At 46.1% G+C, this 14,566-nt stretch carries 9 protein-coding genes; 2 read left to right on the forward strand and 7 right to left on the reverse strand.

What is annotated here, in order from left to right:
- From WD077_01725 to folP, 6 genes are all read right to left on the reverse strand, one after another.
- On the reverse strand, positions 1-1,433 hold a 1,433-nt coding region (locus tag WD077_01725), incomplete at its 3' end, for a hypothetical protein (protein ID MEX0965928.1).
- A 260-nt stretch (positions 1,434-1,693) separates the two neighbouring features.
- Entirely contained in the window at positions 1,694-5,032 is a 3,339-nt protein-coding gene (locus WD077_01730) for a PKD domain-containing protein (protein ID MEX0965929.1), read from the reverse strand.
- A gap of 195 nt (positions 5,033-5,227) precedes the next feature.
- A complete protein-coding gene (locus WD077_01735) occupies positions 5,228-6,634 on the reverse strand; it encodes a SusD/RagB family nutrient-binding outer membrane lipoprotein (protein MEX0965930.1) in 1,407 nt (468 codons plus the stop codon).
- A gap of 18 nt (positions 6,635-6,652) precedes the next feature.
- On the reverse strand, positions 6,653-9,976 hold the full coding sequence (locus WD077_01740) for a SusC/RagA family TonB-linked outer membrane protein (GenBank protein ID MEX0965931.1): 3,324 nt from the start codon (positions 9,974-9,976) through the stop codon (positions 6,653-6,655).
- 176 nt (positions 9,977-10,152) lie between these two features.
- Positions 10,153-10,968, reverse strand: coding sequence for a diadenylate cyclase CdaA (gene cdaA / locus WD077_01745; protein MEX0965932.1), 816 nt, complete (start codon positions 10,966-10,968; stop codon positions 10,153-10,155).
- A complete protein-coding gene (folP, locus tag WD077_01750; GenBank protein ID MEX0965933.1) occupies positions 10,952-11,824 on the reverse strand; it encodes a dihydropteroate synthase in 873 nt (290 codons plus the stop codon). The genes cdaA and folP overlap by 17 nt, the downstream gene beginning before the upstream one ends.
- Positions 11,825-12,070: 246 nt before the next feature.
- Between folP and WD077_01755 the strand changes: the two genes are divergently transcribed.
- Both WD077_01755 and WD077_01760 read left to right on the forward strand, forming a co-directional pair.
- Entirely contained in the window at positions 12,071-13,180 is a 1,110-nt protein-coding gene (locus tag WD077_01755; protein MEX0965934.1) for a BT_3928 family protein, read from the forward strand.
- A complete protein-coding gene (locus tag WD077_01760) occupies positions 13,177-14,226 on the forward strand; it encodes an ABC transporter permease (protein MEX0965935.1) in 1,050 nt (349 codons plus the stop codon). Before WD077_01755 ends, WD077_01760 begins: the two co-directional genes overlap by 4 nt.
- 3 nt (positions 14,227-14,229) lie before the next feature.
- Here WD077_01760 and WD077_01765 read toward each other — a convergent pair whose 3' ends face one another.
- Positions 14,230-14,514: a DUF4235 domain-containing protein gene (locus WD077_01765; GenBank protein MEX0965936.1), complete on the reverse strand. Its 285-nt coding sequence runs from the start codon at positions 14,512-14,514 to the stop codon at positions 14,230-14,232.
- Between the last annotated feature and the right edge of the window lie 52 nt (positions 14,515-14,566).

Consider the following 14,566-nt stretch of genomic DNA (forward strand, 5'->3'; position numbering starts at 1 on the left):
CCCTGTCCGGTCGTTGTATTCGTAAAAATTGCCAACTCCCCATCACAAACATCTGATACCGTAAAACCCGGATCAGGCACTGGGGAGACATATACGTAGCGGGTAAGAACACTATCGCAACCGGCAGAACCTACCTGAACCGTTATATCAATTTTAAATTTATGCCCGGCTTCGCTTGCATCTGCCACGAATTGCAGCCTCGCATTTGCGCTGCCCGAGGGCGGGAAAGTTGCCGTATCCACCGGAGCGGTGCCGAAGCTTCGTTGGATCTGCAGATCACTTACAACCCAGCCTGATCCGAAATCGGCATTGGTGAAGCCTGTCGGAGGGGTTACCCCGTAAGTTACGGTATCTCCTACACAAACAGTATCGGGCGAAGATGCAGTTCCAGCGCCTGCTCTACCCTGGAATGGGGATTCCTGTGTGGAGCTAATCCCACTAATAATGGCTACAACCCTTGTCGTCAGAGTATCATCAAAATTCACAGTATCTGCAACACCGTTGGGTAAAACTGTCCAAGCTTTGATTACACGGGGCGATGTTCCAAATGCTATGTTATTTCCGATCGTTACTTCCAGTTCATGACCAGTAGAACTCCCGGCTGTGTCTATCGCAGTTGTAACAGAGACGGGGGTTTGCGGAACGCCATCCAGCGTCCAATGGACTTCTACGCTGTCAAGCTTGTTATTGCCATTATTCTGCACAATTACCTTTACATCATGGTCTCCGCAATTTGGATTAATGGGTTCGGTTAATTCCATTATTCCGGCATTATTGGGGGAGGGTGGCTCATAAATAAATGCCACATCATCCACCCAAAAAGATGCATCAGCATCAGTCGGATAGAGATCAAGCGAGGCTATCTGGTTTATTGAGTTGGAAAATGATCCGAGTAAAACGTCATCTATATAAACGTTCCAGGTATTGGCAGATAGATGGACATAGATTTTGAGTTCAAACCATTGATCATTTGGAAATGTACCTGAAAGCATAGTTCCGGAGGTTCCATTATCGAAAATGATATCTCCATTGTCCTCCATGTTCACATTCATGGCCCATGTTACCCCAATAGTGGCATCCGCCTGAAAATTAAAGTAAGCGGTTTTTCCAGTAGGAACTTTAAAGTTGGCTTTGAAGAGAAACTGGCCTCTCGTGTATTCGCCTCCAAAAGGCAGCACTACGTCCTCCGGCCCCGGTCCGGCTCCGAAATAAATAGATTTCGTTCCGCTGGCGGCATCAGTATTCGTAACCTGAACGTCATCCCCGCCTGATCCATGAACCCCGCTCCAGGTTGTCCATTCTGATGAGGATTGTCCAAGCCAGGAGTTAACCGAATAACTTTCGAAGTTATCTGAGAATGATTGCGATGATTGACCATGCAGCAATGAGAATGTTGCTACGCAAGCTAAAAATAGTGTGACTACTTTTTTCATAAATCTTAAAAGTTTAAATGAGTTAATGGTTGGTAAAGGAATTTAATACCTTTTTAGTTTCACAAAACTCCTTAAAAAACGTTCATTATTTGCCCCATTATAAATATATCAATAAGTTTTCTTACGTGTTCAAAAATGAATATCTATTTCCAACAGTGAGTACCACAGCGAGTAAGCTGCACTACTACCGATAAAAGCCCCTGGCAACGTTTGTCGCCAGGGGCTTTTATTTGAATATTAATGACTTATTGTAAGCTGCCTTACTTCGCCTTCACGATTTGCTTCATGTAGGTTTCGCCATCAATGGTGAAGCGTATAAAGAAACTGCCGCTGCTCAGGCCGCTTTCCTGGCCACTGAATATGCAGCGGTGCTCGCCTGCCTGTTGCGTGGCATTCACCAGGCGCGAAGCTAGTTTGCCCTCCATCGTATACACCTCTATCAGCACCTTGCTGGTTTTCTCCAGCTCGTACACGATATTGGTGGTCTCACGGTAGGGATTCGGATACACATTGATCGAAGCACTTACTGCCGGAGTATTCTCCACTCCCGTGGCGTAATCAATGTTCACATCTGAAGTGGATTCACAGCCATTGCTGTTAACGACAATTAATGACACTGTAAAACTTCCGAAGTCCTCATACCGATGGCGCGCGATTTCATCATTGCTTGTCGTGGTATCGCCAAAGTTCCAGCTATATGAATTCAGGCCGGTTGTATTGGGTGTGAATTCATAAAGCCCATTACCTAAATGAGCATGCGTAAACCCTGCATCGGGCTTTGGATACACTTCCACCGTCATCGTCATGCTATCCGTACAGCCGTTTTCGGTTGTTGCTATCAGCATGACATCATAGCTACCCTCGCTGATATAACGGTGATCTGGCGACATCCCCGTTGAGGTCATTCCGTCTCCGAACCTCCACACAAACTCCATCGTATCGCTCAGGGATTGACTTTGATTGCCAAACATCGTAGTATCTCCAATACAGGCATTATTAGCAGTGAAATCAGCGGCCGGAACCTCGAATATCTCCAACTCATGGCTGAATGTATCTACACAACCCAAAACCGATTCAGCAATAAGCTGAACATTATATGTTCCGGGAACTGAATAGGTGTGAATTGGGTCAAGATCTGTTGATGTATTTCCATCACCCAGGATCCATTCATAAGTAAGGGTATCACCGGTTACTATGGTGCTGGCATTGCTAAACCCGGTGGCAGGCCCGAAACAAGCATCTGAAACGGTAAAATCCGCTTCGGGTGTTTCATAAATGTCTGTCATCATCGTCATTGTATCCACACATCCTGAGGCAGTCATCACGGCCAGAGAAACCATGTACTGTCCGGGAGCTGAATATTGGTGAGAAGGCAATTGGCCGGAAGAGGAATTTCCATCACCAAATTCCCAAGAATAACTGGAGATGGTGCCGCCATTCACAGTGCTCGAATTACTGAACATCGTACTATCTCCAAAGCAATGCCCGCTTGCAATCGAAAAGGAAGCAACAGGATCCGGATAGACCTCTACATTTTTTGTCGTAGTATCCGCACAGCCGTCAGGCGAGGTGGTGATTTGCGTCACTAAATAGATTCCTGATGTTGCGTAATGATGTGTGGGATTCCTTAATCCGGAAGAACTACCATCTCCGAAATCCCAGGAATATGTGAGCCCCGTACCGGAAAAACCAGATGCATCTGCAAAACTGACAGAATCAGATTCACAAACATTGGCTGCTGAGAAATCAGCTTCAGGTACTTCAAATACGTTCACCTGCCTGGTTACCTGACCCGTACAACCTTTATCTGAGGTAGCTCGCAGCTTCACGTCAAATGTTCCTGCCGAGTCGAAGAGATAGGTGGGATTCTGAAGAACTGAAGTATCCCCGCCAAAATCCCATCTGTAGTCCGTAACCGAACCACTGGCTATACTGGTCGTATCAGTGAACATGACAGGAAGGCCATCGCACGCTTCGATGGCAGAAAAACCAACCACAGGATCGGGATGAACGGTTACCGGCTTTACGATGGATGACATACAACCAAAGGAGTTGGTCGCTTCGAGTTCTACCTGATAGGTTCCGGGTGTGCTATACACCCGGATTGGGTTCTGAAAAGTGGAAGACGAATTATTTCCAAAATCCCAGCGGTAAGTCATTGTTCCCGGGCCGGTGGTATTATTAGTAAAAATTACAAGATCACGATCGCACACATCGGAAACCGAGAAATCCGCAACCGGAACAGGCGCAACAAAAAAGTAATGCGTAAGGACCGTATCACAACCTACCGAAGTAAGCTCAACCGTTATTTCCATTTTAAACAGTTCATTGGCCTCACTTGTATCAGCCACATACCGCAGCCTCGCATTGGTGTTACTGGTAGGTGGCAGAGTAACGGTATCCACAGGAGGGATTCCGGGATTTCTTTCAATTTCCAGGTTGCTTATTATCCAGTCTGTTCCAAGGTCGGCATTGGTAAACCCTGTTGGAGGAGAAATGCCGTAGGTCAACGTATCACCTACACAAACCGTATCTGGTGAGCTCGCTGTACCGGCAGCGGTACGGCCCTGAAATGGAGATTCCCGTGTAATACCAGTGCCTCGCAATACGGCTGTAACGCTCGTTTCAAGCGTATCATCAAAATTGATGGTATCAGCCACGCCATTGGGGAGTACTGTCCATACCTTAATATCCCGTGGTGTGCTACCAAAGCTGATATTGGTTCCCAGGGTTACTTCCAGTTCATGCCCGGAACTACTGCCCGGAGTGTCAATAGCTGTGGTAACGTTTACCGGGGTTTGTGATACCCCATCAAGCGTCCAGTGTACCTCCACGCTGTCAAGCCGGTTGTTCCCATTATTCTGAACATTTACCTTCAAATCGTGATCACCGCACGGTGTGGGTTTAAGAGGTCTGGTCAATTCCATGATCCCGGCATTATCGGGCGAAGGCGGTGCGTAGATAAATGAAACATCATCCACCCAGAATGAAGAATTATTATCCACCGGATAAAGATCTAATGAAGCAATCCGGTTAATGGCATTGGAAAAGTATCCCAGGTATTCACCGTCAATATAAACATGCCACCTATTGACAGAAAGATGAACATATAATTTTATCTCAAACCAGCGGTCATTCGGTATCGTAGCACTAAACATGGTGCCTGAAGTCAGATTACTGAAAATAATATCTCCATCTGTTTCCATGTTCACTTCCATCGCCCAGGTTACTCCCGTGGTAACATCCGCCTGGAAATTAAAATAAGCTGATTTATTGACCGGGACTTTAAAATTGGCTGAAAAAAGAAACTGGCCCCTTGTATACTCACCTCCAAAAGGCAAGACCACATCTTCCGGTCCGGGACCTGCGTTAAAATAAATGGATTTGGTTCCGCTTGCAGCATCACTGTTGGTAACCTCTACATCATCACCACCAGATCCATGAACACCGCTCCAGGTAGTCCAGGCAGGTGAAGACTGTGCAAGCCAGGAATTTACAGTGTAACTTTCAAAATCATCATGGTATGATTTATAAGCCTGTCCTTGCAGCCATGTGGATGCTCCAAGGAAAATTATAAGAAGAGGGACAAGATTTTTCATAAGATTAGGTTTTTGATCAGGTTTAATGGTTCAGAATCAATTTTAAGTTTCAAAAAAGGATGTTTTGCCGTGATTTATTTAATGTCGAAATTACAAAAACCCTTGCTGAAACATAGGATACACCGTTAGAATGTAAACAACGGCAAAATAAAAAGGGCGAAAATATTTTCGCCCTTTTTATCAGATTTAGCTTTTTCATCGATCCCACCAAACTGGGGTGAGGATGTTGGTGACAACCGTTGCATTTTGGTTGTACAATCTTTCATCAAGTGAAGTTGGCAGCCGCACTGGAATTTGGGTTTCAGTGCCCTGCGGGTGGGGGCTTATAGCAGGAATTCCCTTTCTCCGCCAATCAGTCCAAACTTCTGCCTGCGTAAACATGGCAATATACTTTTGGGTCATGATTTTCTCAAGGTTGATGGATCCTGCTGTTTCGCTGGCGTACTCATCAATGAAAACCGTGGGAGGTGCAGCACCCGAAACTTTAGTAACATGTGCTATCACAGCTTCATTATAGGCATCGGCCGCAGGTCCGGAATTGCCCGCTCTTAAATTGGCCTCGGCCTCGATAAATTTCACTTCAGCATATGTGATAAGAGGTGCCGGTGAATTGGCAGAAGCAAAATAAGGCCCTACATAAGATGCGCTGATGTCCTCTGATCCAAGCTCGGCTCCTCTGTAGCCACCCCCTGAAGCCTCAGAGAAATAGAATGGTATCCTTGGATCCAAAGTATCCATCATGTCCACCATCATCTCCGAGGCTCTGATGTATCCGGCTCTCTCATTTTCAAAGGAATACCATTGATTTAATTCGTTGCCATTGGTACCAAAAACTGCATACGCATCGTCACCATTACCAGTCAGTCCTGCCTGGGCAATTGCAGTCAGCGCACTGGTAGCCGAGCCGTTAGGATCCACTTCGCTCAAATGATTGTGGTAGCGCGCTTTGAGCATATAAGCCGTGGTTCTCCAGGCATTAATGTCTCCTCCATGGATGAAGTCCTCTGCACCTGGGAACAGTAAGTTCGCGGCAGCAGGATCAGGCACGTTAAAATCGGCTATCGCCTCATCCAACAGCGTTTGAATTCTTTGGTATATCACTTCTTGTGGCTGATAGGCAGGATTAAAGTTCTCTGATCCATCCAGCCCCCCGAAAGCCTCATCATAAGGGACATCCCCCCAGAGCGAGGTCGCGAGGCCTAAATTCATCGCCATCAAAACTTTTGCAATACCCCGGTAATATGCGTTTTCTCCACCACCTGTTTCACCAGCCCTGGAATCTTCGATCAAGGTGAAGGCGGTTTGCATCGCATTGGTGTACAACACTTCCCATTCGTTTACGACATCTCCTTCCCTGATCCGGTATTGGGCTACATCCAGCATTTGGAATTGTGTGCCCTCCAGTTGCTGCACAATGATGCCTGAAGTCCGTGCCAGTTGACCGGAATGAGCAATAAAAGTAGCGACCTCCGCATTCGTCAAAAGCAAGGCCGGGGTAACCTCCAATGGTTCGTTTGGTGAAATATCATAGTCTTCAACAAACTTGTTGCAACCTGTTGAAATCAATATTATCGCTGAAAGGGTTATGATTATCTTTTTCATTGTTTTGTCCTTTAATGATTAAAATCCAGCTCTCAGTGAAAAGAGATATGACCGGGTACTCGGCATATTAAAGTAATCGAATCCTCCTACATTGGAGCCTGCACCTGTCAGGCTGGTTTCAGGATCCACACCGGGATAGTCGGTTTTCATCCAGATATTACGTGCTGATACGCTAATGTCTAAGGTCCTGAGCAAGGGAACGTCTGTAAGCATTTTGTTTGCGAAACGGTAACCCAAAGACACCTCTCTGAGCCTGATCCATGACCCGTCAAAAACTGCATTTTCTGTGGCCCCCAAATCTCCTACTACATTTCTGAAATAGTCATAGGCCGTAATGGGGATAGCCGCTGCGGTTTCTGTAGCTATTGGGTCGCCATTTTCCTGTAGCTTGATCTCTCCTGCGGCATCCAACTCTGCTAAAACTCCCTCAACTTCATATGTCTGCTCTCGCTCAGCGGATTCTTCAGACCGGCCGATCTGGTTAAGTCTCGCGCAGGTTCCGCACCACACGTCCCCACCTTCCCGAATGTCCAAAAGAGCGGTCAGGTAAAATCCTTTCAACTCAATGGTGTTTCTGATAAATGCCGTCCAGTCAGGATAAGGATTACCCAGGTTTCCTCTTTGCTGCGCAATGATGGGCAGGCCGGTTCTTGGATCAATAATCAATTCGCCAGCTTCAGAGCGCGCCCATTTCGAACCGTAAAAAGCCCCGTAAGGATCACCCACAATTGCAAAAGAGCCAATGGAGGCGAAAGCTGCTTCTATATCAATTTCATCCACGCCTTCAGCCAGTTCCAATACTTCATTCTCATTTGTGGCGAAGTTCAACTCAATCAGCCAGTTAAATCCTCGTGGTTTTGAAGCTTTAATGGGTATTCCTGATAAAGTGATCTCAATTCCCTGATTCCGCATTTTTCCGGTATTATCCAAAATAGCTGAGAATCCCGTGGAAGGAGCCAATGGACGCAGTACCAACAGATCGCTTGACAGTTGATGGTAATATGTAATATCCATATTTAGGCGTCCATTCCAGATTCTCAGATCCAGTCCAACTTCATTTCCCACGACCTTTTCAGGACGCAACTCCTCATTGCCCAGGGTGCTGCTATAACCAAATCCATTAAAGCCAAGATAAGGATAGCTCAATCCTGAGGTGAAACCATCCGTCAGGAATGGCTTATTAAAGTAAGTCCGCGTAAAATATGGATCAGGATTTATACCTGCCTGCGCATAGGCATATCTCAGTTTACCAAATGAAAAAACGTCATTATCCGGGAGCAATTCAGTAAATACGAAAGAAATATTAGCAGAGGGATAAAAGAAGTTATTATTGGCCTGGCCAAAAGTGGATGCCCATTCGTTCCTGCCGGTTACGCCCAGATAAATTATACTCCGCCAATCCAGATTTGCATCAAAGAAAAAAGCTGCGGTTCTCACATATTCTTCGCTCTCGTCTGCATACAGGTTCCGGGCGTTGGAAAGGTTGTTAAAATCGGGAATATCCATATTCCTTCCACGGCTGTATACATCCTGGTAATATTCATGGAACAGATTATTACCTAATAATAATGTACCTGATAAGTCTTCATTGAAGTTGTGCGTCATGTTGGCCAACAAGTCCGAATATACCATCCTGTATCGCTGTATGTTCTGTTCCAGTTGTCCTGTCGGCTGAGGTGGGTCCCAAGAACCTATTGCAAATACCTGCTTGCGCTGATCTGAATAAACATCGGTCCCTAATCTATAGGTAAACTCAAGCCAATCGAGCGCTCTATAATTTATATCGAAGTTTCCCAAAATTCGGTTGACATCATCAGTAAAAGGATTTTCATAGGTACTCCAGTATGGGTTGTCATAGGGAAAGAAATATTGCCGTTGCTGTCCATTAGGATATTTATAACCCTCCTCCCCTTCGCCCTTGAGGTCATAAGTGGCGGGAGCCCGTGTGAGGCTCAGCATTACTCCCGAAAGGTTGCTGCCGTTTTGAGAGCGCAATCCGCCAGACTTTATGTAATTAGCGCTTGCTCCTACAGTTACTCTCTCTGATAGCGATGACCGGGCGTTAAATCTTACAGAGGTGCGCTCAAACAGGGTATTCGGAATAACACCCTCCTGTCTTCTATGGCCAATGGACATTCTGATGCGGGAATTTTCATTACCCGCTGTTACAGCAACGTTATTGTCCCATGACCAGGCTGTCTCAAAATAATTGTCCATATTATCATATGTATTCAGGTAGTCCAATTCCGAAATTTTTGGGCCCCAACTGTTGGCTGTTCCAAGCGAAATATCATCACCCGTAAAGAAAAGATTATCAGGACCCGGGTCCGCCACATCATATACTACGGAATCCAGTATTTGTCCGTTATTATCAACATAATAAAAGCCATACGGAGTACCGGCTGCGTCTAGAACCGGACGGTCATAAGAAGGGAAGTAAACATTTGCCGGTGAGTCTACTTTGAAGCCACCGCCTCCTGATCCCTGTGCGTATTGTGAGTGCAATGCCGGCAGTTTATTTACCTGGCTGGCCTCAACACTGGTAGAGTATGTAACCCTTACGCCACCTACTCCGGCTCCGGACTTGGTCTTAATGATGACAGCCCCATTTGCTGCCCGCACACCATAAAGAGCCGCTGCTGCCGGGCCTTTCAAGATAGTCATCGATTCTATATCATCAGGGTTGATATCTATGGCCCGGTTAGAATTATTCACCCCGGTCAAATTCGCGTTAAATGGATAATCCCCCGCCACGGTGGATCTTGTTTCATTATCAATGGGAACACCATCCACAATAAACAACGGTTGATTATTTCCGGTGAATGTGGAATTGCCGCGGATTATGATCTTACTGGATGCACCGGGTGTTCCGCCCGAACCGATCACCTGTACTCCTGAGGCCTTTGCAGCCATTGACTGCACCACATTGGTTTCACCTGCCCTGCTTAATTCATCACCACCAATTTCCTGTGTGGAATACCCCAGCGCCTTTTGATCCCGAGGAATACCTAATGCAGTTACAACAACAGCATCCAACTCCATTATATCCTGCCGTAGCTGGATGTTGACGATGTTTGTTGTACCCAGTGGCACCTCCTGGCTTTCCATGCCTACGTAACGAAAAACAAGGATTTCGGCATCTTGCGGCACACGCAGCGTATAGTTGCCTTCAAGGTTAGTGGTAGTACCTATGGTAGTACCTTTCACAAATACATTCACCCCGATCAGGGGTTCCCCCGATTGTGCATCGGTTACCTGGCCGGTAATTTCACGTTGCTGAGCAAACGATTGGACCGAAACAAATGTGCTCAACGCAAGAAACAATGTCAGGAATCGCTTCATAAGTTTGGTTGTTTTGTGGTTGAAGAAATAATGAAATGTTAATGTTGTATTCAGGGCAAGTTGGAGAATTTTTTTGTATTGCCAAAATTATTAATAGCACTATTTTTTAACACTTGTTAACAATTCTTAGCAAAAAATTAAGAAACAACACTGCGAGGAAGAAAAAAGTTGAGCAATTATTTCAGGCGTGTTTCATAGAACTCATCCTGGAGGCGCTGCTGAAGCATTTTTGGGTTCACCTTTAAGGTTATTTTGCCGTCTTGCGCAATGGAGATTGACCCCCGCTCTTCTGAGATAATGATTACCACTGCATCTGTTTGCTCGCTGATGCCGAGGCCGGAACGGTGGCGCATTCCGAGGTGGTGGGGTAGCGTTTCGCTTTCTGAAACAGGGAGTATGCAGCCTGCCGCTTTTATCCGGTTGGCAGCTATAACAACTGCGCCATCATGTAACGGGCTTTTTTTATTGAAAATACTTTCCAGCAGCTTGGTGCTTACATCTCCATTAATGGCTGTTCCTGTAGAAGCATAAAATCTCAGTTCCGATGTTTTTGCAATGACGATGAGGGCGCCCGTTTTGGTGCGGGAAAGATTGCGGCAGGCATCCACAAGGGCCGTATAATTCAGGTCCGTAGGTTTCTGCAATTTCCAGTTCCAGGGCAGTATCTTTTGCCAGCTCCAGTTTTGATTCAATAAAAAACTGTTTTTCCCAATAATTAAAAGAAAGCGCCTCACCTCCTGTTGAAAAACGATAAGCAATGCCAGTACACCTACTCCGATAAATTCACCCAGTATCTCGGAGAGCAGTTGCATATTGAGTGCTTCCACAATTTTGGAAAGCAGGAAAATAGACAGGAAACCAATGAAGATGTTAAAGGCTATGGTGCCGCGTACCAGTTTATAAAGAAAATAGATAAGGATGGCCACCAGGATAATGTCCACCACGTCAAGAAGACGTATTTCTATGAATCCAATATTAAATAACAGAATCATAGAAACGGGTTATTTTGATGGCGTCTTTTGCGGCTTTCACATCATGGACACGTAGAATGCTGCAGCCTTCCAAAAGGGCTATTGTATTGACCGCTATCGTGCCCGCCAGCGCATCTTCCGGCTTTGTATGTAATATCTTATTGATCATTGATTTTCTTGAAACCCCTGCGAGCACCGGCAAATTGAATTCTTTGAAAAGATGCAGTTTTTTCAATATTATGAAATTATGGAGGGTCGTTTTTCCAAAACCAAATCCAGGATCCAGAATAACGTCCTTTACCCCCCGTTGGCGCAACCAGTCCTGGCGAGTGGCAAAATAACGAAGGATTTCCATTACCACATCTTCATATTGCGGATCTGCCTGCATTGTTTGGAACGTTCCTTTGATATGCATTAGAACGTAAGGCACAGAATTTCTGGCGGCAACGGCAGCGATTTCAGAATCTTCCCGGCCCCCTGTTACGTCATTAATGAGGCAAGCTCCGGCTGCAATGGCTTCCTCTGCTACTTTGCTCCTGTAGGTATCAATAGAAATAAGCGCTGAAGGAAACTCCCTGATCAATGCTTCAATAACCGGAATTACGCGCTTCAGTTCCTCATCCTCCGTAACTGTTACGGCTCCGGGCCTTGTGGAGTGCCCGCCCACATCCAGGAAATCAGCGCCTTCCTCCAGCATTTGGGCTGCCTGCTTCAGCAAAGCGCTGGTTGTGGGGATGGCTCCCTTCTCTTCGTCCTTCCGGTAGAATGAATCGGGCGTTACATTAAGAATGGCCATCACTGCGGGTTCATCAAAATGGTAGAGCCTGCCACCCAGATTAAGGGAGAAATGATGCCCGCGATCAAAATCTTTATTCATCCTTATATCTTTGCCTTCATAATTTCAATACTCAGAAATTGCCCCTGAAATTTCACCATTGCCGGTCATTTTGAATATCAGCCAAAAAATGCAAAGATATTCTACATAAAAAGACGCAGGACTTTTGTCAGGGATTATTGCCGGTCCGGATCTCTTAAAATTTTGAATTCCGTACAAGCCATTAATTTTTAAAATGCATTAAGCACCTTTCATTTTTTGGTTAAATAAAATTTTAGAATTAAAACTATGAATGTATTAATTTGGATCAGCCGCCTGGTAACGGGCATCCTGTTTATTCTTTCAGGCTTTGTAAAAGCAGTGGATCCGGTTGGTTTTTCCTATAAACTTCAGGAGTATTTCACAATTTTCGGAACCGATTTTCTGAATCCCTACACGGTTATCCTATCCGTTATTCTGTGCATACTGGAAATCGTTCTGGGCCTCTCGGTGATACTCGGCACGCACCGCCATATAACCTATATCTTCCTGCTGATCATGATCCTGTTTTTTACTTTCCTCACCGGGTGGTCACATTTTACCGGGCAGGTAACCGATTGCGGATGTTTCGGGGATGCGGTAAAACTCACTCCTTTTGAGTCATTTCTCAAAGACCTCATCCTTCTTGTCCTGATCATATTTCTGTTTATTTACCGCTATACCATTGTGCGCATTGTACCGCGTGCAACTGGAAACATCATACTGGCCATCAGCGTGTTGGCAACGGCATCTATCTCCTTCATCGGCTGGTATTATTTGCCGGTCATTGACTTCAGGGCCTACAAAGTGGGAAATGATATTCAGGAACTCTCTGTAGGAGGCCAGCCCGCAGTTTACGAAACCACACTTATTTACAAAAAGGATGGGGAAACTTTCAGGTTCGATATGAATGAACTGCCTGATAACCTTGACGAATATGAATTTGTAGATTCAGAAAATCGCGAAGTGGAGGCGGCTGTATTACCTCCTATTCACGACTTCTATATATTTAATGCTGAAGGAACAGAAATTACCCAAAAATTCTTTTCACAGCCCGGCTACCGGTTCATGATCGTTCAGTACGACATTGCAAACAGCAATGAAAGTGTACAGGCGGAACTCAATGTGCTGATTGAAAAAATGGTGAAAGACTATGGCCTCCGGGTTTGGGCGCTGACGAGTTCTCCGGCCTCAGATGTTTCGGAATACCGCCAGAAATATAATGTGCCATATCCCTTCTTCACTGGCGATGCCACAACGCTCAAAACCATTATCCGTTCCAATCCCGGCCTTCTGCTTTTAGATGGCAATACGGTAATTGCCAAATGGCCTTCCACCAGCCTGCCTGATGAGGAGGAAGTGCTAAATCACATGGAATGATCCGCTTTATTATTCGCAGGCTGCTCTATGGCGTGCTGGTAATGCTGGGCATCATCGGTGTGGTGTTCATGCTCTTTATGGTGCTGCCGGACCCGGCCCGGTTAACGCTCGGCCAGCGGGCTGATGCCGCCACCGCAGAGGCCGTGAACCGGGAACTTGGCCTTGATAAACCCTGGCACACGCAACTCCGGCTGTACCTCAATGATCTCTCCCCGCTTTCCATTCATGCTGATAAAGAAGCGAATCGGGAGAAGTACCGGTACACAAGACTCATTCCCATTGGAGATAACGTTCTGACCGCTAAAGCGCCATACCTCCGCAGGTCTTACCAGTCCCGCAGAGAAGTTTCTGATATTCTCTGGGAGGCGCTGCCCAAAACAGCGATCCTTGCGCTTACGGCACTTTTACTCGCAGTAGTACTCGGCATTCCGTTCGGGGTGTTTTCTGCATTAAATAAATACAAGCTCACAGACAATGTGATCATGGTCATTGCCGTCCTGGGAATTTCCATCCCTTCATTTTTCTCCGGTATCCTGATCTCCTGGTTTTTTGGGTTTAAACTTCATGAATATACCGGGCTGGATATGTTTGGAAGTTTGCATGAATATGATGCCTACCAGTGGAAAGTCCTGGATCTGAAAAACCTGATACTTCCGGCTATCACCCTGGGCATCCGTCCTTTGGCCATTATTACGCAGCTCACGCGGAGCTCAATGGTTGAGGTGCTTTCGCAGGATTACATCCGCACAGCCGTGGCAAAGGGAATTGGCAAGCGGGTACTGCTATATAAGCACGCCCTCAGGAATGCATTGAATCCGGTGCTGACTGCCGTTTCCGGCTGGCTTGCTTCTCTTATGGCGGGCGCCTTCTTTGTGGAGTTTATCTTCGATTGGAAAGGACTGGGGCTGGTAACGGTAAACGCTCTTGCCACGTCCGATTTTCCCGTGGTGATGGGCGTAGTCCTGCTGATAGGGGCGCTTTTTGTGGCAATCAATATTATTGTGGATGTGCTTTATGGTGTGCTGGATCCCCGGATCAGATTATAGCCGTCAGGCTTCCACACCCGGAGGCCTGGTTCCGGTAACCTTCAGCCAGCCATGAGCCGCTGCCCTATGTACCAGCACTCTTCCAAGAGCTGCGGTGAGTCCTGTTAATCCGGCCCATATCATCGCCTCCTGCCAATCCGTACCATAGGCTGCCGGATTCTTTGGAGGCTCATCTTTCTTTATTGCCTTCCATGAGGCATTCAATCCTTTCCGAATTCCCCATGCCACGATCAGCGCTGAGCCCGTAGCCAACAGCTCATATTGCATATTCCTGGATATCAAAGCCATAGTAAAGGTTTGTTTAAAATATTATTCTCCAAACATGATATAGCAATGAAAG

The sequence above is a fragment of the Bacteroidia bacterium genome, from assembly GCA_040880525.1.
Classification (GTDB): Bacteria; Bacteroidota; Bacteroidia; order CAILMK01; family JBBDIG01; genus JBBDIG01.